Source organism: Sedimentisphaera salicampi (assembly GCF_002117005.1).
GTDB classification, from domain to species: Bacteria; Planctomycetota; Phycisphaerae; order Sedimentisphaerales; family Sedimentisphaeraceae; genus Sedimentisphaera; species Sedimentisphaera salicampi.
Window position 1 is genome coordinate 2,008,088 of sequence record NZ_CP021023.1, and the last position, 26,361, is coordinate 2,034,448.

Consider the following 26,361-nt stretch of genomic DNA (forward strand, 5'->3'; position numbering starts at 1 on the left):
AATAACCATTTTCGGAAAATAAGATTTACTTGCTTCAAGCTTCGCTTAAACTACTCAGCAGTGAATGAAAGCCTGAAGAAAAACAAAATGAAAAAAGTAATACTGCTCACAGAAGGTCTTAGCACTTATGCACGCCAGCTTCTGGATGGGTTGTCTGAATATTCCAGAATAAACGGCCCGTGGGCATTTTACAGGGAATCCCTTATCCCCTTCTACAGAGCCGGGCAGAGCGATTATCTGCCTGAGCATATAAAATCTCTCAATGCTCATGGAGTGATTGTTCGAGCTTCCGGGCCGAAGATGGCGCAGGCGGCGAGGAGCCTTGGGCTTCCGGCTGTGGCCTGCGATGACAATAATCTTATGCCGGAGGTGCCGAATATTGTCAGCGATTATGAGGCCGTGGGCAAGATGGCAGCGGAGGATTTGCTCGCACGCGGGTTCAAAAACTTCGGCTACTGCGGTTTTGATGATATGTACTGGTCTGTCCAGAGGCAGCGATTCTTCAAACATACTGTTGAGAAGGCCGGATGCAGAGTAAATGTGTACTCAAGCCCCAAAAGAGCAGAACAAAACTCAGGCGGCCAGGAGCTTGCAAGCTTAGCTCAGTGGGTAAGCTCTCTTCCCAAGCCGGCTGCTGTTATGGCCTGCAACGACGACCGCGCAAATCAGGTGATTACCTCCTGCAATATCACAGGCATAAATATTCCTGAGGAGGTTGCTGTTTTGGGCGTTGATAATGATTCCCTGCTCTGCACCCTCTCAAATCCCCATCTCTCGAGCATTGCTCTGGATGCAAGGAAGGCCGGCTTCAAGGCTGCAGCGCTGCTTGACAGGATGATGAGCGGGCAGGAAGCAGCGAATCATACGGTAACTGTGCGGCCTACGCATATAGAAAGACGGCGTTCTGCCGATATTTTCGCCCTTGAAGATGAGCAGGTGGCTGCGGCGGTGCAGTTTATCCATAAAAACGCAAGAGAGCCGATTCAGGTTAGTGATGTGGCAAGGGAGGCTGCTTTGTCTCCAAGGGCTCTTTACAGCAGGTTTCACAAGTATCTTGGCAGGAGCGTCTATGAGGAGATTAAGCGCGTGCGGATCAAGGAGATCTCGCAAATGCTTCTCAGCACAGACCTGCCGGTTTATCAGATTGCTCTTTGTTTCAATTTTTCAAGCATTGAGCATATTGGAAGGTATTTCAAAAGCTATACCGGCATATCTCCGCTTGCCTATCGAAAAAGATTCAGCACCCGCAGCTTTGACTGATTATAAAAAACGCAAGCCGGCAATTTGCTCGAAGTTGCAAAATGTAAGCTCTTCGCTATATTAGCGGACTGAATTTGCAGCAGAAAATGAGTTTCACTAAGTCTAAATTTCAAGCGGGGCAGTAATGGAAAATCCGTTCTTCATAGAGCTTCTTGAGGCGGGGATGGTGGTTTGTTTCGGGGCGGCATGGCCGATATCAATACACAAATCCATCACCTCCAAGACCTCCAAAGGCAAGAGCTTCGTGTTTTTGCTGGTGATATTCGCCGGCTATATACTCGGCGTATCCCGAAAGGTAATCACAGACACCTACAGCATCGCATTCTACGCATACTGCCTGAACCTGCTGATGGTGGGTGCAGATTCGATGCTCTGGCTGATCAACCACCACCGGCACGACAAAAAAGCCCAGTTATAAAAAAACCGCTCAACAGGAACTAAAAATTCTTCAGCTCTCATTGAGCGGCAATAATTCTATGGTGAGTTTTTCAGCAGCCGGCCTGAACGACTCCGAAATTCATTATTTTACCAAGCTTTTTGAGCTCTCTGGTATAGTCGCCGTAAACCATCACAAGATGTGAGCCGAAATCCTGCGTTTTCTCAAAGACATCTTCAATATCTTTCACCCGAATGTCCACCCCGAGGGTGCATCCCCTTCGGTGCATTCCGTATCCCCTTTGGATTTCGCCCTTTGTAACCATCAAACTGTCGAATGAAGGATTGAATCTTCCGAGCGTTACCATTTCGCCTTTATCACTGTTGAAATCGTATTTTACTGTAGGCCCGAAGCCCTGGGCGGTGAAATTCCGCAGCTCAAACGGGAGTGGTTCGCTTTCAAAGCCCTTCATTTTCAGCCCGGGCACACTGTGCCATACTGAGAGGATGTTTTTCTCGCCTTTATGCTCTTTAAAGTATTCGGGGTTGCCCATATATGCAGATTTCTTGGAGAGGTAGCTGAATGCCATCATAGCGATCAGCGCGTTGAAATCGAGCTGGCATACCGATGGATAGCCTGAATCTTTGAGCAGTGAATGCGTCAGGCAGGGCGTTATTTTCTGGTCTTGAGCTATTTCGAGCGGGCATACCTCTCTGCATCCAACTCCGAAGCATGTGCAGCCGTTTTCGTCCATAAGTGATTTAACAGCCATATAGTAAATTATGGAGCTTCGGACAAACTTTTTGTCTGTATGCAGAGCGTTTGCCTTTGAAACGAGCTCTTCTGTTAGTTTGTCTGCCTTGCGTGATTCGGCAGGGTTTTTCTTGATAGCTTCCATTCGATCTACAGCGTCTTGATTGGACAGCGGTACGCAGCCCATACCGTACATCTCTTTTAGGTCGTCGAAGTGGTAGAAAACGCTCCCGAGTCCATGCGGGGTTTTGCCGTAGCGGTCTGTGAGAACGAGCATTGAGCTCTCCGCAAATGCCTTTTTCACCCAAAGCATCTTCAGGATCTGGTCTAAGTCTGCCCAGTCGTATGCGAGATACCCTTCAAGCCCCTTGTGCTTGAGCCCTGCTTTCATATCCACAAGCCAGCCGCCGATATCTTTGCCCCAAGTTTTAAGCCGTTCGGGGTTGGAGTAAGTAACTGTGGCGACGGGTTTGTTGAATTTTTCTGCGAGAAATATGCCCACCTGTCCGTTGAAGCCGTCGAGGGTAACCAGCAGGTCGGTATTTTCTATCTCCTCTGCCACTTTATTGATCTCGCTGTCGGGAAATCTGAAATGGCAGTCCTTTTCTTTCACCAGCATTTTGAAATCAACTGTGGGCAGAAGCTCCACCTCTTCAGGGAAATTTCTCGAGCTGATCATTTCCTTTCTTTGCTGAAAAGTTCGCTGATGTTTTTTGATGTCCGCTTCACGGGTTAGGTTTTCCATGCTCCCAATTCGGCAAGGGCCTTCGTGGGCGGTATCGTGGATAAGCCCGCATATAACGAATCGCACTCTCAGCTTCTTTTTGAAAAGCGGGTTAAAATCAGAAAACCCTTGGCTCTGCTGGGCAAACGCGGCCCCTGGAAACAAGCTTGAGTTTAATGAGAGCCCGCCGAGAAGCATCGTGCTCCCGCCTATGAAATCTCGCCTGTTGATGCAGTTATTGCATCCTGAATTATTCTCCGGCATCTTTTTTATCCTTTCATAAAGCTTCTTTAATAACGGGTCTTTTTAGCCTAACGCGCATTTGCCTCGCCAGCGGTGTCTTTCATCCATTCGGGCCAGTCGTTATGTTTCGGCCAGATCGTTGATTTATCCCAACCCATATGCCAGTCGAAGTTCCAGAGGCTTTTGAGGCCGAGTTTCTCAACGTGCCCGTCCACCATAGCCATATTCATAGAGCCCTGATGGCGGTCTATGCAGAACCTCGCCATGCTGGTATCGCCTCCGCCGAGTTTATTACGCTGATCGCCTTCTACAGCACGAGGCGCTGTCGGCCAAGGAGAGTGATTTTCTTTCGGGTGGCCTCCCCATCTCCAGCAGTCTCCAAACATAGGCACTTTGTGAGGCTGACTCACCCTTGTAACCTTACACCAGTGTTCTTCATCAAAACCCCATAAATCACCGTCTCCATCGTATCCCTCAACCTGTTTCAGATTGTAGAGCCAGTTGTTGATTCCGAAGCTGGATTTGAATGTGCCGTCCGGTTCGCCTGACACATCTTCGCTCCAAGCTGCAAAGCAGCCTCTTCCGCCCTCATCCACGGTTTTCGTTGCCGTAGGGCAAAGCCGCATAGATTCCCCTCCGTCCTCGTAATACGGGCGGAGCGGTTCTACCCACAAACCTGTATCTCCGGGCATAAAGGAATTGTTGTTGTCTGCGAGGTAGAGGCCGAAAATTGTTCCCCACTGCCTCAGGTGAGATTGACAGAGTACCGTTTTTGCCTGCTCCCTTGCCTTGCTCAAAGCCGGCATAAGAACCGCCATCAAAAGAGCGATTATTGATATTACAACGAGCAGTTCAATTAGAGTAAAAGCTTTCTTTTTCATCTTATATCTCCTGTATAAACATAAAATCTCTCATTTATATATATCATAAGGGAAAGATGATTTCCGTTTTTTTTTAAATTTCATAAAAAATGGGAGCAGGAATATTATTCGGCAAAGCTTTAGTAAGATTCGCTGAGGACTTGCCGGGCGCATTTTCCGCTAAAGCTGCAGAACTTTATATATTATCGGCAGACGCAGAGTATTCCTGCGGCGGGAAGAGCTTTCGGATTAAAAGCTGCTGTTTTCTATTCTCTTACTTGTGAACGGTATTTGTTTGTAATTGGAAGTCTCCTGTCTCTTCCAAAGGCCTTTGGCGTAATTTTTATACCTGGGGGAGACTGCCGCCTCTTGTATTCATTGAAATCCACCATCCGAAGCAGCCTGTTTACATCTTCGGTTTTGCAGCCTTCGCTTCGCAGCTGGTCTGCGGACTTATCCTGCTCTACGTACCCCTTTATAATCGCATCGAGCAGGTCGTAATCGGGGAGTGAATCTACATCGAGCTGCTCTTCCCTGAGCTCTGCGGAAGGCGGTCTTGTGATTGTGGATTCGGGGATCATTTCGCCGAATATCTCATTTATGTAATTAGAGAGCCTGTAGACCATCGTTTTTGTTACATCTTTAATCACCGCAAATCCGCCTGCAGTATCGCCGTAGAGCGTTGAATAGCCCACAGCGGTTTCGCTTTTATTTCCGGTAGTAAGCACCATATATCCAAACTGATTGCTCAAAGACATAAGGATAGTTCCGCGGATTCTGGCCTGAAGATTTTCGTATGCAGTGCCCGAATCGTCCCAGCCGGGTATCATTGAGAGTGCATTATGGAAGGCTGAAAGCGTTTCTGAGATCGGGATAGTTTTGAAGCTTATCCCGAGATTTGCAGCAAGCAGCTCAGCATCAGTTATTGTTTCTGATTTATTGAACTTTGAGGGCATTGTAATCCCGAACACGTTCTCGCTTCCCAGCGCCTTCACGGCAATTGCAGCTGCCAGGGCAGAGTCAATCCCGCCAGAGATGCCTATAATCACCTTGTCAAAGCCGTTCTTGCGGACATAATCCTTTGTCCCGAGTACCAGAGCCTCATACACCTCCTCCACAACGTTTCTGGGCTGAGGAGCCTTTTCCTGACAGGCAATGATATCTGTTTTCCCGTTTTGCTTCTGCACGTCTGCATAGATTATATCCTCCTCGAAGTATTTTGCTTTTGCTATTATATTGCCCGAGGAGTCTGTAATAATGCTTCGCCCGTCGAAAACCAGCTCATCCTGTCCGCCCACGAGGTTGCAGTATATCAACGGTACGCCGAGTGTTTCTGAGCAGTTGGAGATAATCTGCTTTCTCTCTTCGATTTTGCCTTTATGGAACGGAGAAGCTGAGATGTTTACGAAAATATCCATTCCGGGGAAGAGGCTTTTATACAGCTCCACCTGCTCGGTCTCCCATATATCCTCGCATATGCTCAGCCCAACGCGCAGACCCGCAACATCAAAACACAGCGGGATCTTGCCCCTGCTGAAGTATCTGCGTTCATCGAAAACGCCGTAGTTCGGAAGCTGCATCTTGTTGTATATGGTTTGAATCTCTCCGTCCGAAGCGAGAAGCAGGGAATTGAAGCAGCCTCCTTTATCGCATATCGGCGAGCCGAATATTATCGCAGGACCCGTGCATTTCTCTGCGAGCTTTCGAGAGGTTTCTCGGCAGTCTTTGAGGAAGTGCTTTTTGAAGAGCAGGTCTTCGGGAGGGTAGCCCGAGATGCTCATCTCCGGAAAAACTGCAAGCTGAACGCCGTTCTCAGCGGCCTCCTGATATGCTCTGAGTATTTTATCTGCGTTGCCCTGAAGGTCTCCTACTACGGGGTTAATTTGTGCTGCGGCTATTCTCATTACATTACTTCTATGAATTAACAAACGGTATTAATGACAGATGATTTTATCCGCAAGCGCACAAAATGCAAACTGCAAGTAATATTTCTTGAGTGTTCATTTAGGCTTTGGCGGGGCAGTGAGAATAGAAAAAATCCAAGGAAAATTACTTTCCAATGGTATCCCCAAATGGGAGATTTACTGAAATTCTTGGGAAAATAAGCTCAAATCAAAAATTTTATTTGAATTCAATTTCTTTAAATGCTATAAGAAAAAGAAGTCTTTAGTCAGGCTGTTTTTGGCAGAATATTAGAGTCGTTAGAAGCCCAGTTAAGGAAAGAGTCAATGCAATTATTCAATTAACAATGCCCAAAAACGCCTGGTTTTCCTCTCAAAGTTTGCCGGGGGTTCCCAAGCCTCCGGCATTCTATAAAAGGTGGATTGTTGTTTTATGCAAAAGTGCCCGCGAGTTAAACTCACGAGCACTTTTTTAGGTTCTAAAGAACCGGATATGTATGAAGCCTGCTTTTACTTAGAACTCTTGTTTTTCATCTTCTCCCGGGCTTGCGTATGCAGGGTCTAGGGCTTTAACGTGTATCTCCCCGCTGTCGAGCTGTCTGATGTCCATCGGAACTATCGTAACTCCCTGCTCGTTGATGGTGTAGGCATCGCCGCTGATGTCCATTGTTTCCGCTGCAACCTTGCCTATCGGGGGAACATCGGCATTAAAGAAGGCAGTGCACCACCAGTTGCCTTCTTTGTCCTGAAACGGTGTTCCGTGGCCGAGGAATCTGCCTGCGAATTTTCTGTCTGTGTATTTGCCGGTAATCTCATCTGCTACAGAGTAATAAAGATTGTATGAGCCGTGTCTCATTTTCAGAGTTGACCAGCCGGTGCCGAAAAGGACGTATTTATCGCCGATTTCACGCATAAGGCAGCCTTCATGCCCCATTTTTCTGTTTGGAGGGCCGATTTTAGTTGGTTTTGCTTTGAAGCCGGATAAATCATCCTTGAGCGGAGCGGTTTGAGTTGCGCCCCAGATCATCCAGATTGTGCCGCTTTCGTCTTTGAAAAGCGACGGATCGTGTTTTCTTCCGATATCGGCTCCCATTGGGTTTTCATACGGGCCTTCAAGCTGGAAGTCTTTGGTCAGCGATAAATTTGCACCCTTCACTGGCGAGGGGCTTGTATGAACTATCGCCCATTTTCCGCCTACATTATGGATCTCCGGAGCCCAGAGCCTCCAATTGCTTCTGTCAACTTCTTTGAATCTTTCGGGACGTGCTTTAGGCCAGATTCCATCCAGAATAGAGTATGGAGTTCCAAGGTATTCCCACTCCACCAGATCTTTGCTTCGCCATGCCTGCATTTTGTATCCCACAACGCTGTCTGAGCCGAGCCCGTCGTTGTAGGGATTTTCATACTGCTGGGGGTTGTCCGGCAGGGGTGTTGTTCCGGTAAGGTAGTACCAGCCGTCCGGCGAGAGCACGATGTAGGGGTCTCTTATCCAGCCGTCTTTGATGTGAAGTGCTTTATCTCTGCTTTCAAGGCCGGCTCTGATTTCCTCTGCCGGCATAGCCGCAAATAATGAGACGGAGAAACATACTAAAATGAGCATCCAAATGTGTTTTTGCATAATAAACCTTTCTTAAATATTAATTTGCATTCCTAAGATAAATATCCAAAGAGAAGAAATTTTACGAATTATTTATTGAGCTTTTAACCCGCAGAAAACTGAGGCCTTATATTTTTATTGTAACAAGCCCTTTTTTTAATAACATTTCCATAAGCGGCTGCAGTTGTACAATGGTTTTTATCTGCGGTTTTTTGCAAATTATATAGCGGTTTCAGGAATTGGGTTGAATATGCAGGTCAGAGAGCTGAGAGTTCTCGAGGAGAAATGGGATTATCTGATTATCCTCGATGCGTGCAGATACGATTATTTCGAGAAATACTACAAATTTTTCCTCCCGGGTGAGCTGGAAAAACGAAGAACCCCTGCCTCAAACACTCCCCGCTGGAGAGATGCGAATTTCCCGGATTACTATGAGGATGTGGTTTATATCTCAGCGAGCCCGATGATGAGCACTGAGGGAGAAGTTTACGGATACAATGCCAAAGATCACTTCAGGCATATTCATGAGGTATGGAAAGAGCTGTGGGACAATAATCTTGGAACTGTTGCTCCGATACCTTTAGTAAACAAAGCTCTTGAAATCATAGGTGATTACAGCGGGAAAAAATTCATTATCCATCTGCTCCAGCCCCACGCACCCTATATCTTTTCCGGAGTGCGGGGATACAGCTCCGGAGACCTTTCAGGAAAGCGCAAGATGCTCGAATCTGAAAACTACAGCGAGAACAAATTCCTGCGCAGGTTTTTCGAGAAGAACAAATTCAAGCTTCGCAAACTCATTAGAGGCCATAATCAGCCCGACTGGGTTCTGCGAAAAATCCTCGGCCTCGCCCCGTCGGGCGCGATGGAGGCTATGTGGCGAAAGGGCGGAACTCAAACGCTCAGAAATGAATATGAGAAAAATTTGATTGCTGCGCTTGCGTCGGTGAGAATCTTCGCTGAAAAGGCAGAGGGAGAAACCTTAGTTATCGCAGACCACGGGGAACTGCTGGGAGAAAATGGTATGTACGGGCATCCGGAAGATTCAGGCAGCGAAATCCTGATGAATGTTCCCTGCCTGAAAATCAACTCAAAGGAGCTGAAAAAAGAGGGGGACAGCTCTCAGGCAGAAGAAGATGACCAGCAGACGGTGGCAGATAAGCTCGGGCAGCTCGGCTATATGTAATGAGCAATTATCAGACACAAAAGCCTCATAAAGACCTTTACAAAAAGACCCTCCAGAGCGGAGGCTGGGTTTTCGGGCTCAGGCTTTTTAATCACCTGCTTTCAATACTCCGGCTCGGGGTGCTGGCAGTATTTCTCACACCCGAACAGTTCGGCGTTGTTGGGGCGGCGCTTCTCTTGGTGGAAGTGCTCGAAACATTCACGCAAACAGGTTTCAATCAGTCGCTCATAGCCAAAAAGGGCAGTGTTGATCAATGGCTCAATACCGCTTGGACAGCGGGCTTGATTCGGGCAGCAGTTTTATACGCTGTAATTTTCTTCGCCTCACCTTTTGCTGCTGAGCTGAAGGCCTCGGGCGAGCTGGCCGCCCAAACCACTATGATTATGAGAGTTATCGGCCTTTTGATAATAATAAAGGCAATGAACAACCCGGGAGTTCTATACTTCTCCAAAGATCTCAGCTTCGATAAAGTATTCAAAATAAACTCCATCTCAAACACAGCTGCTGCGATAATATCGATTGCGGCCGCTTTCTACTACCGCTCTGCATGGGCGATTGTTATCGGCAAGATTCTCGGCGCAGTCCTTTCGGCTGCCGGCGGCTACCTCCTTCACAGCTTCAGGCCGCGCATTGAGATAAAAATTCAAAAGCTCAAAGAGATGTGGGGATTTGGCAAATGGATAACAGGGGGGCGGATTGTAAGCTTTCTAATAAATCAGGGCGATGATTTTCTCGTATGGTTTTACCTCGGTATGAGGCCGCTGGGGCTCTATCAGATGTCTTACAAGATTTCCACTATCCCGGGCGATTACGTTTCTAAAACGCTCAATACAACCCTTTTCCCCGCTATGTCCAAGATATCAGACGACAAAGACAGAATGCGTTCGGCGTATCTCAAGCTCTTCAGAATGGTTTTTACATTTTCCTGCCCGGTAGTGATATGCCTTATCCTCGGCAGTGAATTTCTCTGGCTTGTTCTCGGGAATAAATGGGCGCCTGCGATACCGGTTATTCAGATCCTGTGCATCAAGGGATTCTTCCAGACAATGGGCACATCCCGCGGGCCGGTTTTCCTCTCGATGGGCAGGCCGAATATAGCCTTCTACATCAAGCTTGTAAGGTTCGGATTCCTCGCAGCTGTAATATTTCCGCTCGCCTCTAATTACGGGGTGCAGGGTGTTGCATGGGCGGTGGCAGCGGCGGCGGCTCTTCCACAGCCCCTCGGATTCTACTGGACAAACCGCCTTCTCGGAATCAAGCCCGGCGAATATCTCCCGCTTATCGTTCCCGGCCTTCTGCTCGGTGTGGCAGCGGTTTTAGGGGCGTGGGGGGTTGTTTTTCTCGCTTCAGTCTATATATAGCCCAGATCTCTGAGCTGGTCTTCCACCCCGCTCTGCTGGTCGTCGCTGTAGTCAACGCTTTCTTTCCCTTGCGAATCGCTTCTGCCGTATTTAGGCTCTATATCTTCGCTGAAGATATCGCTGAGGAACTTCCCGTCTGTATGGCCGGGAATTTCTGCCCCGAGAAAGCCGAGGATGGTAGGCGCTATGTCTATTATCTCGGCGTCCTTATTCTGCTGCTTAATCTGAACCCCCGAGGCTGCCCAGAAGCCCTCTATCGAATGCGTTCCGCCTGAAAGGCCGCTATTATCGGGCGATGATATCACAGCAGAATTCTCATCACGTGAGGGGGTTACCGCATTTAATGCACCTTCAATAAGCTCTGCTTTCATTGCAGGTTCGCTCAGACTCTCGTTCTCAGGGATCTCTATTTTGCTTATAACAGGATTCTGCGATTCAGGCCCGTAGGCCTCCAGCAAACTTTCCCGAATCTTTGCAAGACGGCTTTTCTGCGAGGCATCTGTTACGTAGAAATATGCCCCCATAGCCCCGAGACAGAAGATATTGGGCTGCTGAAAGTCTATCATCTTGCGAAGGTGTTCGAGATGTTTCTCGCAGAAGAGTCTCGTATCAGGCTTCGAGCCCGCTGAGACGGCTTTCTTCTTTGCCTCGCCGTAAATGCCCGCCATCTTCTTCAGCAAGGGGTGCTTATCTTTCAGTTCATCGCTGATAAGTCCGCTTTTTTTCTCTGAATCAAGGAGCTTAAGGAAGCCGTTTTGATGCAGCCAAGTGTTGATGGAGATAGTTTTATTATGAGCGCAGAAGCCGTGATCGGAAACCGCAAGCTTTAAATCGCCAGAAGCGGCAAATGAGAAAAGCTCTTTCAGCGCATTATCGCAGGCCGAATAAATCTCTGCGATTTTATTAAACGCAGCCTTATCAAAGCCGGGCTCCTCTGGATCAATTGCCCACCAGAGCTTGTGCTGAAGCACGTCTGTCATCTGAAACTGCACGCTGGCAAGGTCGAAATCTTCGCTGCTTAGTATTTCCTTGGCGAGGCTCAGCCTTGCATTTATCAGCCTCTTAGCCCTTTCAGCGAAGAGGTCTATGTTTCCGTCCCATCTTTTGTCAACGATCTTGTAATCTTCATTGCCTGCGATGTATTTATCATAAACCTCCGGCGGGTGAACACTTTCTCTGCTGAGCTGAGGTGATAAGAGCCCTGGAATAATTATCCCGTTTACCTCTGGAGGGGGCGAGGTTACAGGCATATTGATGCTGATAACTCTCTTGCCCGCATTTGACAGAAGCTCCCAGAGAGAAGGCACTTTTATATCCCTGAAGCTGTTAAGGCGAATCTGCCTCTTATCGCTTTGGTATCTGTGGAAGGTGTAGATTGAGGTTTTCTCAGGCCGGCAGCCTGTTTGAAGCGAAGACCAAGCGGGGGAGGTTTCAAAAGGCACAATGCTCCGCAGTACCCCGCTGCTGCCCGACTCGCTCAAAGACTCGAGAAAAGGCATTTTCCCTTCACTGCATAAATATTTGAATATTCGGGGCGAAAAGCCGTCAAGCCCCGCCAATATCACTTTTCTTTCCATAAATCCACCATTCTAAAAAGAACTTTTAAAGCTAATGCTAATATAAACCTTTATTTCAAAACTGCAATTCATAAAATGCAGTTAATGTTTTAAGAGTTTTAGTAAATTAGGAAAAATGAGTAAACTTTTAATTATAGGAATAGACGGCGGTACGTGGGATGTTTTGAACCCCGCCATAGAGCAGGGCTGTATGCCGTTTCTTGAAGGGCTGATGAAGGATTCTCGCAGCGGCGTGCTCAATTCCACCGTCCCCGCTATCACGCCCACGGCCTGGTCCACCTTCCAGACAGGCGTAAGCCCGGCGGCCAACAATATCTTCAGTTTCTCATATCTCAACAGGCAGACAAAAAAGCAGCATTTCTCCACCACAAGCACAATGCAGAAGACCATCTGGGAAATCCTCTCAGACAGCGGGCTGAAGGTGAGCGTAGTAAACCTGCCCATGACTTACCCGCCCAGAGAGATAAACGGATATATGGTTACTGGCGTTAATACGCCCTCTGAGGATTCGGATTTCACATGGCCGAAAGAGCTCAAGGCAGAGATCCTCGAGAAATTCCCCGACTACCGAATCTTCACGCTCGAGAATATGCTCAGAGACTTCTCCGGCTACTACATCGAAAAAATAACAAACAAGCTCACGGAGATAATCTCTCAGAGGCTCGAGGTGGCGAAATTTGTGATGAAAAAGCAGGAGCACGATGTTTTTATGCTCCATTTTCAGGCAAACGATATCCTCCAGCATGCATTATGGCCTCTGCTCGATAAAACTTGCAAAGACTTCGACGAGAAATGGCAGAAATTCATCTTCGAAAAATTCTACGCAAAACTGGACGCCTGCATAAAGGAGCTCAATCAGACCTTTGCAGAAAACATCAAGGGAAAAGATTTCAAATGCCTCATCGCCTCAGATCACGGCTTCGAGCACCACGAGGCAAGATTCAATCTTGGCAGCTGGCTCGTTGAAACCGGTTATACAAAGCTCCCCGAGAAAAAGCTTTCGCTCAAGAAGAGAATCTCAAAGAGCCTGAAGGTGGGCAGGATCCTAAAGCGGTTCTTCAAAGAACAGGCAGTTAATAATCTCGAGAAGAAGCTCAAAGTTCGCTCTGAACCGATAGACTACGCACAATCCAGAGCCCTCGCTATCGGCAAGGGCAGCGAAGGCTTTCTATACTGCTTCGATATGACAGACCGGCAAAAACAGGAGCTTAGAGAAAAGCTCTTGGATATAGACCTGCCGGACCCAGCGGAGGGAAAGCTCTTTGAAAAGGTTCTAACCGCAAGCGAGCTCTACAAAACCGACATACCCGAAGACTTCCCGGATTTCTTCCTCATACCCAAAAGCGGCTTCACCGTTACCGGCAATATCAAGAAAGGCCAGCCGCTGTTCTCTGAGGTGCTCAAACAGGAAGACCTGCACCTCGGGAAACATTCGCCCGAGGGGATATTCGTTCTTGCTCATGCGGAAGAATCCGAAAACGGGCAGGAAAGATCCATATACGATATCGCTCCAACAGTACTTGAGATACTCGGCATTGAACTGCCCGATTATTTCCAAGGAACTCCGCTCACCCGAAAGGCTTCCGGAAGCGGCAGCGAAGAGAATATTTCCCCAAAGCAGAACGCAGAGACAAACGAAGAGGACGAAGAGAAAATAAAGCAGAGGCTCGCCAATCTGGGGTATATGTAGGATGAACGCTAAGCTCAAAGAGATCTTCAAGCTCCCGTTCAAGCCGTACTGGGCTCTGAGAAAGAAGCTCAGAACTGTTTACCTGCCCAAGAAATACTGGAACGACCTGCACAGCTCGAAAGATATCGATTCGCTCCGGCGAGTGGGATACAAAAACCGCTCCGAGGAGGAAAACAGGGCTATGTATGAAAAGGCAAGACAAACCTTCCTCGGTTTCTGCAAAGAGTGCGGCGTGGATTTCTCAGCCTCGAAGGTGCTCGAGATCGGCTGCGGAACAGGCTTCTACACCGATATAATAAGATCTCAGGGCTGCAGACAATACACCGGCATTGATATAAGCAGAGTTACGATTAAGCAGCTCAGAAAGAAATATCGGGGCTGCAAATTCAAAACCCTCGATGCAGCTCAAGGAAAGCTCAGGGAAAAATTCGATGTGATCGTTATGATTGATGTTACTCAGCATATCGTAGGCGAGAAGAAATTCGCTTCTGCAATGAAAAACATCGACCAAATGCTCACCACCGGAGGGGTTTTTATCGTTACCTCATGGCTTTCTGAACAGATAATACAAAACCGCTATTACGAGGTGAAAAGACCCCTCAGCTGCTACAAACAGGCATTCCCAAAATACAACTTCTCAAAGCCCGAACCCTTCAGAGACAAATACATCTTTTCAATTTTCAAGCAGAGCTGAACGGTCTGCCTTCCGAAGGTCTGCAAAGCCCATCAGTCCAGCCCTCGCTTTCCGAAGGCAATCTCGAGTTCTTCCGGCGCAGGATCTCGGCGCTGGAAGATTTCGCCGGCAGGCTGCCTTTAAGCTCTCGATGTCCGGATATGCCTTTGCCAGCTTCGGCTCGGGGCTATTCTCTCGCTTGCCTCTCAGGGGCTCTGAGTTTCGCTGTGCAGCCTTAATCAGCTCGGGGGCAGCCTCACCCTGCTCTTCGCTTCAACGTCCCACACAGAGCCGCAGAAGCCGCAGGAATGGCATTTGTACATCCAGAAGCCAGCCTCATTCTGGTAAATGCCCGCTGAGGGGTGCTTGTCTTCGTGAAACGGGCAGCAGCAGGAATCGCCTTTAAGCTGAGCCCCGGCGGCCTCAAGCTCTGCGGCCAGAGCCGCCCGGTCCCTCTTGCGAAGGTCTGCAAAGCCCATCAGTCCAGCCCTCGCTTTCCGAAGGCAATCTCGAGATCTTCCGGCGTAGGATCTCGGCGCTGGAAGATTTCGCCGGCAGGCTGAGCTTTTGGCTTCAGGCTGCCTTGAGCTCGTGAAAGCCAGCTGCCGAGGAAACGGGGCATCCCCGCTGCGGTCTTCCGTTTGGCAGGATTATCCCGCAGCCACTGCTGAGCCTTGCGAAACTCGCTGTCAATATCCACTTCTGCGAAGGTGTTTTCATACTCTTCGAGTTTGGCTTTTGGCAGTGAGTAATCTTTCCCTCCCTTCAGCACAAAAGCATATCCGGAAGGCTCGTCCACATTACTCTTTTCTTTTCTTATTCTTTTATGGTCTAATTTTTGAACCGGTTCCGGTCTAATTTTTGTACCACTACCGGTACAGTTTTTAGACCGGTCTAATTTTTGAACCGGTCTATTTTTTAGACCACTACCGGTACAGTTTTTAGACCAGTCCGATTTTTGAACCGGTCTATTTTTTAGACCACTACCGGTACAGTTTTTAGACCAGTCCGATTTTTGAACCGGTCTCATTTTTGTACCGGTTTTATATGTGTTAGATTTGCCTTTGCCCGTTCGATTAACTTCCAGAAGCCCAGCGGATTCCAGCCGGTTTATGGAGCTGCAAACAGTTCCAGCGGCAAGCCCGCTTTTTTCCTGAAGCTTCCTCCTGCCCGGATATGCCTCGCCCTGATTTTCGTAATTTTGGATAATCGCAAGGATTATCTTATCGCTTGCCCGCAGGTCTTTCCGTGCTGCTGTATCGGCATCCAATTTAAAGAACATCTTCAATCCGCCTCCTTTTTATTCTCTGCTGTCTTTGCTGAAGCTCAGCGCCGGCAAAGCAGAGGTTGAAATCGTATCTGTCTGGTGTTATCAGCCTGAATCGCTTTTGCCTCACCTCCGCAGCCGCCTGAGCTCGGGGGCTCTTTTTATTCCGCCTCATTTTCCACCTCGTGATTTGTATTGTCTCCACTGGTCGGCTGGGATAAACCCGCCGGCCTCAATGCTTGCCTCAAACCATCTTTCCAGTTCCGCTGCCGGAAAAAGCAGTTTGCGGCCTGCCCGCAGGGGGCGAACGCCAATCCTGCCGTCTGAGAGCATTTCGTAGAATAGAGTTTTACCAACATTCAATTTGGCTCGCACTTGCCCGCTTGTGAGCATTGCTGATTCAGCTTGCATCGGAATCACCTCCTTTCGCTTCGCTGCCATTTCAGCGAGGCTTGCTTTAACTGTCTCCAGTTCAAATTTGTATTTGCGTCCAATCCTGAGACAAGGAATCTTCCCCGCCTCCACTTGCTCTTTGATCCAGCTGAGCGGCAAGTCCAGCTCATTTGCAATTTGGTTTATATTTTTCAGTTTCATAATACCCAAAGTTTAACAACTGCTTTGGGTATCAAGTGGGGGTGTTAGGTGGGGTTTTTGGTGGGATGGCGGGGTTTTTTATTTTTTCAGCGGAATTTAAATAGGGACAGTTACCCATTTATTGATGCGTGGCTCGGTTTAAATATCTCGTTTTGTGAAGTCGCTGCGAAATACTAACGACAATCAGAGCCGTGCGTGGAGTCCGCCGAAGGCGGACGGAGCAAGCGGATAGATTCGTAGCTCGTAGCAAAATCAGGACTTGACATCATTAGTGAAAAATTAGCGGGGATTAGTGGTTAGTAAATCCTTAGTGTTGCTTAGCGCTGCTTAGTGGCTTATAAATCTCAGCGGGGATTAGCGGCTGAAAAATTTTCTCCCCGCCTTTACCTATATTAAATATTTATCCTGTAGATCCTTGCCCCGTAGCCAAAGCGGTTCGGGGCTGTAAATCCTGTCAAAAAAATATCTCCCCTCTGTGCCCCTTGTATGATTAACTTGTATGATTAACTTTATGTTATTTGATGCTATAATAAGCTTAAGTTCTATGGTTCGGGTTTCTTGGTGCGGCAGCTGCCGCACCAAGAAACAGCAGCGGTGAGTTCGATTTGTGCTTTGGGATATATAAGCCCGTACGGAGTGTGATCCGCCGCTGCTATCTTCGTTAAAATCCGAACAGTCGCATGGGACATTATATAATGAGCCCGAATTGCAAGAAAGGATAAATTATGAAAAACATTATTGGCATTGATGTTTCAAAAGATCGTTTTGATGTTTATTGTAAAACTACTAAAGAGTACACTTCTTACAGTAGTGATGCTTCAGACATTGATAAGTTGGCTGAATACTGCCAAAAACAAGAACCAGAACTTGTTGTTATGGAGGCAACTGGCGGCTATGAGTTTAAGATGGCTTCTGTGCTTATGGCCAAAGGCTTACCTGTTTCAATTGTGAATCCAGGCAGGGTTAAAGAGTTTGCAAAATCTTTAGGTATCTTAGCCAAAACAGATAAGATTTGTGCCAGAAAAATATCTCTATTTGCAGAAGCCGTTAAACCAAGGCAGAATTCTCAAATTGACGAGCAAAGACGTGAAATAAAAGAACTTACAGTTCGAAGAGAGCAGCTCGTTAAGATGCGTACAGCAGAGAAAAACAGATTAGATAAGGCGTTTGAGAAGACAACTTTGAACAGTATTAAATCAACAATTGATTTTCTTGAAAGGCAAATTAATGACCTCGACAAGACTATCTCAGAGCTGATTGAAAAGGTGCCAAGGTTAAAGAAGAAAACTGAAATACTTACCAGCATACCGGGTGTAGGCGAGAAAACTGCATCAATGCTTGTTGCAGCTATGCCCGAGCTGGGAACGCTTAATCGCAGGCAGATCGCCATGCTTGTAGGGGTTGCTCCAATCAATAGAGACAGCGGTAAAATGAGGGGCAAAAGAGCTACGGGAGGCGGCAGAAAAGGTGTCAGGGATAAACTTTTTATGCCGGCTTTAACAATCGTAAGGTTCAATCCGGCATTGAAATGTTTCTATGAAAGACTTGTTGAAAAGGGAAAACCCAAGAAGGTTGCCCTTACCGCAACGATGAGAAAACTTGTGTGTATCATGAATACAATGCTGCAAAACGAAACCTTTTGGCAAAATAAATTGTTAAGAGGAGAGGCGGGGTTTGGGGCAGAGCCCCAAGAAAAATCTATTTAAATACTTGACTTTTAACACAGTCACTCTGTGGTTAATATGTATATTTTCTCTGCGTACTGCTGTCCACTTATTCCGTCCCGCCTGCGGCGGGCCTACATGCGTGGCTCGGTTTAAATATCTCGTTTTGTGAAATCGCTGCGAAATACTAATGTCAATCAGAGCCGTGCGTGGAGTCCGCCGAAGGTGAAGAGCCTGTCCGCCGAAGGCGGAAAACAAGCGGATAGATTCGTAGCTCGTAGCAAAATCATTAGTGAAAAATTAGCGCTGATTAGCGGTTAGTAAATCCTTAGTGCTGCTTAGCGCTGCTTAGTGGCTTATAAATCTCAGCGGGGATTAGCGGTTAAAAAATTTTCTCTCCGCCTTTTCCTATATTAAATATTTATCCTGTAGATCCTTGCCCCGCAGCCAAAGCGGTTCGGGGCTGTAAATCCTGTCAAAAAAATATCTCCCCTCCGTGCCCCTCTGTGTGCCTCTGTGGTTAATATATATCTTTTCTCTCCGTACTGCTGTCCACTTATTCCGTCCCGCCTGCGGCGGGCCTACATGCGTGGCTCGGTTTAAATATCTCGTTTTGTGAAATCGCTGCGAAATACTAACGACAATCAGAGCCGCACGTGGAGTCCGCCGAAGGCGAAGAGCCTGTCCGCCGAAGGCGGAAAGCAAGCGGATAGATTCGTAGCTCGTGGCAAAATTATTAGTGAAAAATTAGCGGGGATTAGTGGTTAAAAATCTCAGCGTCCTTCGTGGTTTAATACGAATTTTTCAAAAAAATCGGCGAAAATCTTATTTTTACCCTTGAATTAAACCTCTTATCCGCTATTTTAGATTTATATAAACACAATACGGTTGGCAAATGAAATTTCAATAATGTTTATGAGGAGAAAAATGAATACTTTAAGGCTTCCCATTCTCGCAGCAATCTTTACAGCAAGCATTGCATTCGGTTTCGCCGCAGGAGACGGCACAGAAAACAACCCATACCAAATTTCCACCCCCGACCACCTCGAAGCGGTGAACAACGACCTCTCCGCCCATTACGTTCTGACGAATAACATCGACCTCTCGGATAGAACCTACGAACGAGCCGTTATCGCCCCGGATACTAGTTACATTAGTTGGGGTTTCAACGGTACGCCTTTCTCCGGCTCATTTGACGGGGCTGGCTATAAGATTTTGAATCTCACCGTTGATACATTAGACGTAACAGAAAATCATCCCCGATATCTCGGACTTTTTGGAAAAATAAAAGGCGGCGAAATTCAAAATCTTGGTATTGAAAATGCTGGTATAATTGGCTGTAATGATTCGTGGTATCTTGGTGGCCTGTGCGGATATAATAGCAAAGGCTTAATCAAGAAATGCTATACGAAAGGCTCTGTTTCAGGAGGCGGCGGGCTCGGCGGGCTGTGCGGAGTTAATGCAGAAGGCACAATCTTAAACTGCTATGCGGAAGGCTCTGTTTCAGGATATATATATATTGGCAGCAAGGGCGGATTGTGCGGATACAATGAAGAAGGCACAATCACGAATTGCTATGCAACAGGCGATGTTTCGGGAGATTCGAATCTCGGCGGCCTGTGCGGAGATAATTATGGTGGCACAATCACGAACTGCTATGCGGCCGGCTCTGTTTCGGGCGGTAATGATTCATGGTGTTTCGGCGGCCTGTGCGGAGATAATAGCAGCGGCACTATCACGAAATGCTATGCGGAAGGAGATGTTTCAGGTGGTGATAATTCTGATTATCTTGGCGGCCTGTGCGGAATGATTGAAGGAGGCAAAATAACTAATTGCTATGCCACGGGCTCTGTTTCGGGAGGCAAAGATTCCGAAGATATTGGGGGTCTGTGTGGATATAATGATTTGGGAACAATTCAAAATTGCTATTCAAAAGGCGAAATGACAGCTGGCGATAAGAGTAAAAAACTCGGCGGTCTGTGTGGAGAAAATGAAGGCGGGACAATCACAAATTGCTTCTGGGACAAAGAAGGAAGCGGGATAGCTATAAGCGAAGGCGGAAGGCCTAAGACTACAGCTCAAATGAAATCCGCTGCAACATTTTTCGGCTGGAATGACGGAAGCTGGACAATAAATGAAGGCAATGATCACCCTTGCCTCGCTTGGGAAAATGCTGAAGGCTCAGTTGTTTCTACCAGCTACCAAGCCAGAACTTACAGCGGCGAAGGTACGCAAGAAAATCCTTTCGAAATTTCTGATGCGAAGGATTTAGTCTGCCTCAGCAATCGCCCGCCAGACTGGGATAAACATTTTGTTCTAATCAATGATATAGATATGGAAGGAGAAATTTATTATCCGATAACAACTTTCAGCGGCAGTTTTGACGGCAGCAGCTTCAAAATATTTAATCTGGAAATTAACAGTGAATATATAGGGTTGCGTTCGCAACTCGGTCTTTTTGGAAAAATCAATGAAGGAGAAGTTAGTAATATTGGTATTGAAAATGCTCAGATTACCGGTGGCGAGGATTCTTTGTATTTCGGCGGCTTGTGCGGGTATAACAGAAATGCTACAATCGAAAACTGCTATACGACCGGCTCTGTTTCAGGTGGCAATAATTCAAGACTTATAAGCGGCCTGTGTGGAGAAAATGCAGAAGGCAAAATCATTAAATGTTATTCGAAGAGCTATGTTTCAGGTGGTAATAATTCTGAAGATCTTGGCGGCCTGTGTGGAGATAGCAGCGGCACAATCACAAAATGCTATGCAAGAGGGCATGTTTCTGGCGGTGATGATTCAAGACATCTTGGCGGCCTTACTGGATTAAATTCGGAAGGCAAAATCAAGAACTGCTATTCTACATGCGATGTTAAAGGGGGGGATGTTGCGGGAAAACTTGGCGGCCTATGCGGAATAAATTCTGGAGGCACAATTACGAACTGTTATTCGACCGGCTTTGTTTCAGGGGGTGGAGAGCTTGGCGGCCTGTGTGGATGGAATGGAGGCACAATTAAGAACTGCTATGCAGAAGGCGATGTTTCAGGTGTTGCAGTTATCGGGGCCTTGTGCGGATTTAATACTGATACAATTACGAACTGTTATGCTGCGGGCGATGTTTCAGGGGGTGATGATGCAAAGAGTATCGGCGGCTTATGCGGAATAAACTTTGAAGGCAGAATCACGAAGTGCTATTCTAAAGGTTATGTTACAGCGGGGGGTAAGGCTGAAAATTTTGGCGGATTTTGCGGAAATAATAGCGGGGTAATTATAAACTCTTTTTGGGATAAAGAAACGAGCGGAATAGATACCAGCGATGGCGGAGCAGGGCTTTATACAAACCAGATGAAGACGCTGAGCACATTTACTAATGCCGGCTGGGATTTTGCGGACAGTTCAGCGGCAAATGAGGAAGATGGGATATGGCTGATGGATGAGAAAAATTATCCGAAGCTAAATGTTATAATTGAAATAGGACTTAAGGATTGACAATTTATGAGAAATGATAATTGCTATGAAGAGTCTTTTGTTGCTTTTATGGACACTCTTGGTTTTAGTGATAAGATTAAAGAGAGTGAAAATAATGAATGTGTCGTTGAAGAAATAGTGAAATCGTTATCTGTTTTCAGTAAATTTCCCAGCGGCGAAAGTCAAAAGAACTCTTCTAATGATTGTGATCGAAAGCAAATTGATGTTAGAATTAGTTGGTTTTCAGACTCGATAATATTTGTGATGAGGAAGGATAAAGAAACAATATCTGATTTTTTGTATATGGTACGCTTTCTTCAGGATGAACTTTGGAGGAACAAAACTTGTCTTAGGGGCGCAATTACTTGCGGAAAGATGTATTGGCGTAAAGGTGGCAATTCAAAGATCACTTTTGGGCCTGCACTAATTAAGGCTATCAATCTTGAGTCTAAAATCGCAATTTATCCGAGGATCATTGTTTCAAATAGTTTATATGATTATATTAAAGAGCGTGAAATAGACGCATTTCCATTCGCTTCTTCTGAAGAAAACAATAAGCAGCTTTCCGACTATATAATTGAAGATAATGACGGCGTGCGTTTTCTTGATTTGCTTAACCCTGAAATTAAGCGTTCAGATATTGAAAAAATTACTCCTATAAATAAAAATAGCTTTTCAATTTCGCGCTATCAGCAAGCTGATAATAATCACGAACAAGTAATGCAAAATGTAGAAAAATTGATTCGCTTAAACTTGGAAGATCAGCAAGATAAAGGAAATGATAGCGTTAAACAAAAGTATAAATGGCTACATTGTTATAGAGAGCGCAAACGGCGATGAGGATATCTGGGTTATGCAGGAAAACGGATACCCCAAGCTCGCCGGCAATGCCGGCAGCACCACAGGGAGCAATCCTGCCGATATGAACGAAGACGGCATTGTTGATATTCTGGATTTTGCGGTATTCTCGGAGAATTGGCTTATTGCGGAATAGTGGGATTTGGCGAAGCAGCGGCGGGGCGCACAGTCTGTGAAAATATATGATATAATCCACTGATTACTCGGATTTCGCAGATTTTTTGTGGCAAGCGGAGCGACGTTCGCCGTGGCCGATACGCTAAGCATTCGCTGCGGCCAGTCTGTGATGGACGTCTGCTGTCCACTTATTTCTCCGCCGAAGGCGGATTCATGCGTGGCTCTGATTGTCGTTAGTATTCCGCAGAGATTTTTCGAGGCGAACATTTAAACCGAGCCGCACGTGGAGGTCCGCCGAAGGCGGAACGGAACAAGCGGATAGATGCGTGGCAGAGCGGCGAGTGGCAGAGTGGCAAGCTGCTTAGTGGCTCATATATCTCAGCGGAAATTAGCGGCTTAAAAAAAGCTCTGCCAAAAAATATTGTCGACACAAATGAAATAGTGAGCTCCTAATTTGTTTTGCAAAAAATCTTTGGGGGCAAAAAATGGCTTTGAAACTATTTATATAATAAACGCTACTTAATTCTTTAAGCAATGTATAAACTCGTAAGTAAGCATTGAAATGTCAAGGTTTTAATAATGAATGAAAAAAACGCAGGAATTGAAAGTTATCTGAATAAGAAAACATTTGAAAAAGGCCAACGTGAAGACATTCTAAAGCTTGTATTAGGGAATTATCTTAGTCCGGCTTTCGGTGCACTTCCCAAAAGGGAAATAGATTTAATAATGCTTGAAGCTTTAGAAAAAGTTGGGTATATTGAAAGACAGAATGATATTTATGAGCTCGTAACAAAGCTTCGTGTAACAAGGTCTAAGGCAAGAAATCTTATATATGATAAAGAACTCAGGAAATATTCAAATGATGAAGATCCTGACAAAATCGTTAAAGAGTATTTAAAACGGCCACTAATTCAAAAGCAAGGGGATTTGTTTGTTTTAGATATAGAAAACCCTTTGATTATAGATCACTTAAAGTTTAAACTGAAAAAATTAGGATATACATCAGATGGAAGTTTCTCTCAAAGTTTAGTGAAATTATCATTAAATTCTTACACAGCATTGATTGAAGAACTTTTAGAACCAGATGAGCAAGAAAGCGTCAAGAAAACGTTAATAGAAGCAGGATTCCCTGATGATAGTTTGCTAGGATTATTGAGAACTGCATTGAAGGATTTAGCAAAAAAATATGCTGGCGATGCTGGAGCTAAAACTGCAGATAAATTTTATTGCTTTATTTCTGATCTTATAGAAAAGAAAGTTTCAAACAACGATAAGAAATATTTTGAATGATTAATTTAGTTATGATTTACGATTTAAGGAGCGGAGTAAGAGGATTTGGCGAAGGCAGAAGCGGAAAGACAGATACCATTCGTTCCCGGCGAGGAGCTGGAGATGACGGTGGGCGGTTCAAAGCAGGACGTTCGTTTAGACAGCTACCTTTGCAGCCGGTTCGGGCAGCTCAGCCGGCAGAAGATGCAGCGGGTAATCCGGCAGCAGGAGATCCTCGTAAACGGCCTAAAGGCCAAGCCCTCCCGCAAGCTCAGCCCGGGCGATGTAATCCGGCTCACCCTTCCCTCCCGCGAGATCGATTCTGAGCAGATGGAGCTTGATATCATCTATGAGGATGAGGACGTGATAGCGGTGAACAAGGCCGCGGGCGTTATCGTTCATCCGGGCAGGGGCAATCCAAACGGCACACTGCTCAACGGCCTCTATCACTACGCCGCAGGGCGGTTCTCGCCGGACGTTGTCCATCGGCTCGATAAAGATACCTCCGGAGCGGTTATTTTCAGCAAGCACGCCCGAGCAAATGCGTTCTTATGCGAGCAGTTCCAAAAGCGAACAACGCGCAAGATCTACAATGCCGTGGTGAGCTCGAATTTCGCCGAGCCCGAGGGGATTATAGATGCCCCGATGGCCGACCACCCAAACGAAAACATCCACAAGCAGGCTGTGCGTCCGGACGGGCGAGAAGCAAAAACGGCCTACAGGGTTATCGAGGATCTGGGGGATTTTGCGCTTGTGGAGGTGGAGATCTTCACGGGCCGAACGCATCAGATCCGCGTGCACCTTGCCCATATCGGTTGCCCGCTTGCAAACGATGAGCTCTATGGCGGCCGGAAGCTCCAGAGCCCTTCGCTCAGCAGAACAGCTCTGCACAGCAAAACGCTGGAGATAATCCTCCCTTGCGGAGATGAGCGAACAATCTCAGCGGATATGCCCTGCGATATGAAGGCCTTCCTTGAAAGCCGGAGAGGTTAGACAATCTGCTTTGGGTATATGTTGTATTTTTTGATTTTGTAGCCCATCATTCTTTCGGTAAGCCCGAGCTGCTCGGCGGCCTTTCTCTGCTGCCCCTTGTTTTTCTTCAGGGCATCAACGATCATCTCACGTTCGAGATTTTCCACCATCTCAGGCAGGGTTCTGCCCGGTGTTTTATGGGCGGCCTCTTCAAACTGAAGCGAAGGCGGGAGGTGTTCGCTGCGAATCACCTCTTCATTGCAAAGCAGAACAGCCCTTTCGATGCAGTTTTCCAGCTCCCTAATATTGCCCGGCCAATGGTAGCTTGTGAGCATATTGATAGCGGGCGTTGAAAGGCGGGTGATGTTTTTGCTGTTTTCCTTGCTGTATTTCTCGAGGAAGTAGTCTGCGAGGAGCATAATATCATCTTTTCGCTCTCTCAGCGGCGGCAGGAAGATCGGGAACACGTTAATCCGGTAGTACAGGTCTTCGCGGAAGATGCCGTTTTTGATGTCTTCCTCGAGGTTGCGGTTTGTGGCCACAACGATTCGCACGTTGGTTTTTATCGTTTCGCTCCCGCCTACCCTCTCAAATTCCTTGAACTGTATTGCCCGAAGCAGCTTCACCTGAAGGTTCAGCGAGAAATCGCCAATCTCATCGAGGAATATTGTTCCGCCGTGCGCCCGCTCGAAGCGTCCGATTTTTTTGTCTGAAGCGCCGGTGAACGCTCCCTTTTCATGGCCGAAGAGTTCGCTCTCAAGAAGCGATTCCGGCAGGGCGGTGCAGTTTATCTTGATAAAGGGCTTGTCTGCCCTGAGGCTGCTGTAGTGGATTGCGTGGGCGATGAGGTCTTTTCCTGTTCCGCTCTCGCCCCTTATCATAACCGTAGCGTTGCTCTGGGCAACCTGCTCAACGAGGCCGAAAACCTGCTGCATTGCGTTGCTTGAACCGATCATATTGTGTATTTTGAATCGGTTTCGAAGCTGCTGCCGGAGCTTGAGGTTTTCTTCCTGCCAGCCCCTCTTTTCCTTTGTGTAGAGGTCGTTGATCTTAACGGCCTGCCCCACCATCGTTGCAATAACGTTCAGGATTCTCGCATCGTTTTGAAGGCTCTTGCCCGAGCTGGTTTCCTTGCTCACGCTCATCGCGCCGGCGGTTTTCCCCTCCACCTTTATCGGAACGCAGATGAAGGCCATCTTTTTGCCCTCGCTGGGCTTTCTCTCGCCGGTTTTGGCGAGGAAACGCTTGTCCTTGGCGATATCGGGCACGATCATCGGCTCGCCTGTCTGATAAACTATGCCTGTGATTCCCTCGCCCTCACGGTATTCAATCTGCTTTTGCAGCTCTGAATCAATATTATGAGCAACGGCGATTTTTATCGTCTCCGAGTCCGGATCGAGCAGGTTGATAGTTCCCATCTGAAGCGCCATATGCACTTCAAGAGCCTCCAGCACGCCTGCAAGGGTTCGTTTGAGCTCCAGAGATTCGGCAAGGGCTCTGGCTATCCGGCTGAGAAGCTCAGTTTCGTGGATACGTCTGTGGGGCATAAATGCTCCTTCATTTATTTAGGTTGCAATTGGGGTTTCGGTAAGCCTTTATTACTAATCTATACAAATATGTAATTTGTTCAAACAAAAAATACGTTTTTGTTTATTGTTTTGGCGAAAAATTCAAATTTAGCTCTTTTAATATAGACCCTGCTTATGTATAATAAAATCTTAAAAAACAGATTCAAATTTTCAGCCGTGCGGTACGGTTTTTTGTAAACAGCTTGTTGGTATGCGTTTATATCAAAACTAACTGCTTTTTTCCAAGCTAACCTGCCTTCCGGTAAGTCGGCGGTGGTGATTGAAATTATCTTTTCCCGCTGAATTTTGAATGCCTCAGCGGCTTTCGCCGTTTTTGGCACAGCAGTTGTTTCTGCTGGTGAGAAACAGAAAAAAACTTATTTTAA

22 protein-coding genes are annotated in these 26,361 nt (G+C 46.8%); 12 read left to right on the plus strand and 10 right to left on the minus strand.

Annotated elements, in window-relative coordinates; all coding sequences use genetic code 11:
• Nucleotides 1–87: 87 nt before the first annotated feature.
• Both STSP1_RS07570 and STSP1_RS07575 read left to right on the plus strand, forming a co-directional pair.
• A complete protein-coding gene (locus STSP1_RS07570; protein ID WP_085755777.1) occupies nucleotides 88–1,260 on the plus strand; it encodes an AraC family transcriptional regulator in 1,173 nt (390 codons plus the stop codon).
• Nucleotides 1,261–1,384: 124 nt separating this feature from the next.
• On the plus strand, nucleotides 1,385–1,678 hold the full coding sequence (locus STSP1_RS07575) for a hypothetical protein (protein WP_226997470.1): 294 nt from the start codon (nucleotides 1,385–1,387) through the stop codon (nucleotides 1,676–1,678).
• A 70-nt stretch (nucleotides 1,679–1,748) separates the two neighbouring features.
• Here the strand turns inward: STSP1_RS07575 and STSP1_RS07580 are convergent, their stop codons facing one another.
• The 4 genes from STSP1_RS07580 to STSP1_RS07595 all read right to left on the minus strand — a co-directional run bounded on the left by STSP1_RS07580 (nucleotide 1,749) and on the right by STSP1_RS07595 (nucleotide 7,735).
• A complete protein-coding gene (locus STSP1_RS07580) occupies nucleotides 1,749–3,377 on the minus strand; it encodes a hypothetical protein (RefSeq protein ID WP_085755778.1) in 1,629 nt (542 codons plus the stop codon).
• Nucleotides 3,378–3,424: 47 nt separating this feature from the next.
• A complete protein-coding gene (locus tag STSP1_RS07585; protein ID WP_085755779.1) occupies nucleotides 3,425–4,237 on the minus strand; it encodes a prepilin-type N-terminal cleavage/methylation domain-containing protein in 813 nt (270 codons plus the stop codon).
• 245 nt (nucleotides 4,238–4,482) lie between these two features.
• Nucleotides 4,483–6,120: an NAD+ synthase gene (locus STSP1_RS07590; RefSeq protein WP_085755780.1), complete on the minus strand. Its 1,638-nt coding sequence runs from the start codon at nucleotides 6,118–6,120 to the stop codon at nucleotides 4,483–4,485.
• Nucleotides 6,121–6,631: 511 nt separating this feature from the next.
• The gene (locus STSP1_RS07595; RefSeq protein ID WP_085755781.1) at nucleotides 6,632–7,735 is read right to left on the minus strand and encodes a family 43 glycosylhydrolase; all 1,104 of its coding nucleotides are present in this window, start codon (nucleotides 7,733–7,735) and stop codon (nucleotides 6,632–6,634) included.
• A gap of 223 nt (nucleotides 7,736–7,958) precedes the next feature.
• On the opposite strand from STSP1_RS07595, the gene STSP1_RS07600 reads away from it, so the two are divergent.
• Both STSP1_RS07600 and STSP1_RS07605 read left to right on the plus strand, forming a co-directional pair.
• Nucleotides 7,959–8,900 carry a hypothetical protein gene (locus STSP1_RS07600; RefSeq protein ID WP_123807014.1) on the plus strand — a complete coding sequence of 314 codons (942 nt, stop codon included), beginning with the start codon at nucleotides 7,959–7,961 and terminating at the stop codon, nucleotides 8,898–8,900.
• The gene (locus tag STSP1_RS07605; protein ID WP_085755783.1) at nucleotides 8,900–10,261 is read left to right on the plus strand and encodes a lipopolysaccharide biosynthesis protein; all 1,362 of its coding nucleotides are present in this window, start codon (nucleotides 8,900–8,902) and stop codon (nucleotides 10,259–10,261) included. The genes STSP1_RS07600 and STSP1_RS07605 overlap by 1 nt, the downstream gene beginning before the upstream one ends.
• Here the strand turns inward: STSP1_RS07605 and STSP1_RS07610 are convergent.
• A complete protein-coding gene (locus tag STSP1_RS07610) occupies nucleotides 10,252–11,838 on the minus strand; it encodes an alkaline phosphatase family protein (RefSeq protein ID WP_085755784.1) in 1,587 nt (528 codons plus the stop codon). The genes STSP1_RS07605 and STSP1_RS07610 overlap by 10 nt on opposite strands.
• Before the next feature lie 115 nt (nucleotides 11,839–11,953).
• Here STSP1_RS07610 and STSP1_RS07615 point away from each other — a divergent pair, with 115 nt between their 5' ends.
• Nucleotides 11,954–13,528 carry an alkaline phosphatase family protein gene (locus STSP1_RS07615; protein ID WP_085755785.1) on the plus strand — a complete coding sequence of 525 codons (1,575 nt, stop codon included), beginning with the start codon at nucleotides 11,954–11,956 and terminating at the stop codon, nucleotides 13,526–13,528.
• 1 nt (nucleotide 13,529) lies between these two features.
• Nucleotides 13,530–14,222 carry a class I SAM-dependent methyltransferase gene (locus STSP1_RS07620; RefSeq protein ID WP_085755786.1) on the plus strand — a complete coding sequence of 231 codons (693 nt, stop codon included), beginning with the start codon at nucleotides 13,530–13,532 and terminating at the stop codon, nucleotides 14,220–14,222.
• 218 nt (nucleotides 14,223–14,440) lie between these two features.
• Here the strand turns inward: STSP1_RS07620 and STSP1_RS07625 are convergent, their stop codons facing one another.
• The 4 genes from STSP1_RS07625 to STSP1_RS07635 are packed head-to-tail and all read right to left on the minus strand — an operon-like array spanning nucleotide 14,441 to nucleotide 16,062.
• Entirely contained in the window at nucleotides 14,441–14,680 is a 240-nt protein-coding gene (locus STSP1_RS07625; RefSeq protein ID WP_085755787.1) for a CHC2 zinc finger domain-containing protein, read from the minus strand.
• Nucleotides 14,680–15,483 carry a helix-turn-helix domain-containing protein gene (locus tag STSP1_RS07630; RefSeq protein ID WP_085755788.1) on the minus strand — a complete coding sequence of 268 codons (804 nt, stop codon included), beginning with the start codon at nucleotides 15,481–15,483 and terminating at the stop codon, nucleotides 14,680–14,682. Before STSP1_RS07630 ends, STSP1_RS07625 begins: the two co-directional genes overlap by 1 nt.
• A complete protein-coding gene (locus tag STSP1_RS12515; RefSeq protein WP_161491671.1) occupies nucleotides 15,473–15,643 on the minus strand; it encodes a hypothetical protein in 171 nt (56 codons plus the stop codon). Before STSP1_RS12515 ends, STSP1_RS07630 begins: the two co-directional genes overlap by 11 nt.
• Entirely contained in the window at nucleotides 15,640–16,062 is a 423-nt protein-coding gene (locus STSP1_RS07635) for a helix-turn-helix domain-containing protein (RefSeq protein ID WP_085755789.1), read from the minus strand. Before STSP1_RS07635 ends, STSP1_RS12515 begins: the two co-directional genes overlap by 4 nt.
• A 725-nt stretch (nucleotides 16,063–16,787) precedes the next feature.
• Between STSP1_RS07635 and STSP1_RS07640 the strand changes: the two genes are divergently transcribed.
• The 6 genes from STSP1_RS07640 to STSP1_RS07660 all read left to right on the plus strand — a co-directional run bounded on the left by STSP1_RS07640 (nucleotide 16,788) and on the right by STSP1_RS07660 (nucleotide 24,428).
• Nucleotides 16,788–17,768, plus strand: a complete 981-nt coding sequence (locus tag STSP1_RS07640; RefSeq protein ID WP_085755790.1) for an IS110 family RNA-guided transposase — start codon at nucleotides 16,788–16,790, stop codon at nucleotides 17,766–17,768.
• 885 nt (nucleotides 17,769–18,653) lie between these two features.
• Nucleotides 18,654–21,212 (plus strand): GLUG motif-containing protein, encoded by a 2,559-nt coding sequence (locus STSP1_RS07645; RefSeq protein ID WP_161491672.1) that lies wholly within the window; start codon nucleotides 18,654–18,656, stop codon nucleotides 21,210–21,212.
• 6 nt (nucleotides 21,213–21,218) lie between these two features.
• Entirely contained in the window at nucleotides 21,219–22,031 is an 813-nt protein-coding gene (locus STSP1_RS07650; RefSeq protein ID WP_085755792.1) for a hypothetical protein, read from the plus strand.
• Nucleotides 22,032–22,044: 13 nt separating this feature from the next.
• Nucleotides 22,045–22,185 carry a hypothetical protein gene (locus STSP1_RS12520; RefSeq protein ID WP_161491673.1) on the plus strand — a complete coding sequence of 47 codons (141 nt, stop codon included), beginning with the start codon at nucleotides 22,045–22,047 and terminating at the stop codon, nucleotides 22,183–22,185.
• Between the two features lie 560 nt (nucleotides 22,186–22,745).
• Complete coding sequence (locus STSP1_RS07655) at nucleotides 22,746–23,456, plus strand: hypothetical protein (RefSeq protein ID WP_118158574.1); 711 nt, start codon at nucleotides 22,746–22,748, stop codon at nucleotides 23,454–23,456.
• Between the two features lie 45 nt (nucleotides 23,457–23,501).
• The gene (locus STSP1_RS07660) at nucleotides 23,502–24,428 is read left to right on the plus strand and encodes an RluA family pseudouridine synthase (RefSeq protein WP_085755793.1); all 927 of its coding nucleotides are present in this window, start codon (nucleotides 23,502–23,504) and stop codon (nucleotides 24,426–24,428) included.
• Here the strand turns inward: STSP1_RS07660 and STSP1_RS07665 are convergent.
• Nucleotides 24,425–25,954 (minus strand): sigma-54-dependent Fis family transcriptional regulator, encoded by a 1,530-nt coding sequence (locus STSP1_RS07665; RefSeq protein ID WP_085755794.1) that lies wholly within the window; start codon nucleotides 25,952–25,954, stop codon nucleotides 24,425–24,427. The genes STSP1_RS07660 and STSP1_RS07665 overlap by 4 nt on opposite strands.
• Between the last annotated feature and the right edge of the window lie 407 nt (nucleotides 25,955–26,361).

What these genes read in the sequence shown, in the direction of transcription:
- STSP1_RS07570 (WP_085755777.1), top strand. Translation starts at nt 88, where the DNA reads ATGAAAAAAGTAATACTGCTCACAGAAGGTCTTAGCACTTATGCACGC.
- STSP1_RS07575 (WP_226997470.1), top strand. Translation starts at nt 1,385, where the DNA reads ATGGAAAATCCGTTCTTCATAGAGCTTCTTGAGGCGGGGATGGTGGTT.
- STSP1_RS07580 (WP_085755778.1), bottom strand. Translation starts at nt 3,377, where the DNA reads ATGCCGGAGAATAATTCAGGATGCAATAACTGCATCAACAGGCGAGAT.
- STSP1_RS07585 (WP_085755779.1), bottom strand. Translation starts at nt 4,237, where the DNA reads ATGAAAAAGAAAGCTTTTACTCTAATTGAACTGCTCGTTGTAATATCA.
- STSP1_RS07590 (WP_085755780.1), bottom strand. Translation starts at nt 6,120, where the DNA reads ATGAGAATAGCCGCAGCACAAATTAACCCCGTAGTAGGAGACCTTCAG.
- STSP1_RS07595 (WP_085755781.1), bottom strand. Translation starts at nt 7,735, where the DNA reads ATGCAAAAACACATTTGGATGCTCATTTTAGTATGTTTCTCCGTCTCA.
- STSP1_RS07605 (WP_085755783.1), top strand. Translation starts at nt 8,900, where the DNA reads ATGAGCAATTATCAGACACAAAAGCCTCATAAAGACCTTTACAAAAAG.
- STSP1_RS07610 (WP_085755784.1), bottom strand. Translation starts at nt 11,838, where the DNA reads ATGGAAAGAAAAGTGATATTGGCGGGGCTTGACGGCTTTTCGCCCCGA.
- STSP1_RS07615 (WP_085755785.1), top strand. Translation starts at nt 11,954, where the DNA reads ATGAGTAAACTTTTAATTATAGGAATAGACGGCGGTACGTGGGATGTT.
- STSP1_RS07620 (WP_085755786.1), top strand. Translation starts at nt 13,530, where the DNA reads ATGAACGCTAAGCTCAAAGAGATCTTCAAGCTCCCGTTCAAGCCGTAC.
- STSP1_RS07625 (WP_085755787.1), bottom strand. Translation starts at nt 14,680, where the DNA reads ATGGGCTTTGCAGACCTTCGCAAGAGGGACCGGGCGGCTCTGGCCGCA.
- STSP1_RS07630 (WP_085755788.1), bottom strand. Translation starts at nt 15,483, where the DNA reads ATGTTCTTTAAATTGGATGCCGATACAGCAGCACGGAAAGACCTGCGG.
- STSP1_RS12515 (WP_161491671.1), bottom strand. Translation starts at nt 15,643, where the DNA reads ATGAGGCGGAATAAAAAGAGCCCCCGAGCTCAGGCGGCTGCGGAGGTG.
- STSP1_RS07635 (WP_085755789.1), bottom strand. Translation starts at nt 16,062, where the DNA reads ATGAAACTGAAAAATATAAACCAAATTGCAAATGAGCTGGACTTGCCG.
- STSP1_RS07640 (WP_085755790.1), top strand. Translation starts at nt 16,788, where the DNA reads ATGAAAAACATTATTGGCATTGATGTTTCAAAAGATCGTTTTGATGTT.
- STSP1_RS07645 (WP_161491672.1), top strand. Translation starts at nt 18,654, where the DNA reads ATGAATACTTTAAGGCTTCCCATTCTCGCAGCAATCTTTACAGCAAGC.
- STSP1_RS07650 (WP_085755792.1), top strand. Translation starts at nt 21,219, where the DNA reads ATGAGAAATGATAATTGCTATGAAGAGTCTTTTGTTGCTTTTATGGAC.
- STSP1_RS12520 (WP_161491673.1), top strand. Translation starts at nt 22,045, where the DNA reads ATGCAGGAAAACGGATACCCCAAGCTCGCCGGCAATGCCGGCAGCACC.
- STSP1_RS07655 (WP_118158574.1), top strand. Translation starts at nt 22,746, where the DNA reads ATGAATGAAAAAAACGCAGGAATTGAAAGTTATCTGAATAAGAAAACA.
- STSP1_RS07665 (WP_085755794.1), bottom strand. Translation starts at nt 25,954, where the DNA reads ATGCCCCACAGACGTATCCACGAAACTGAGCTTCTCAGCCGGATAGCC.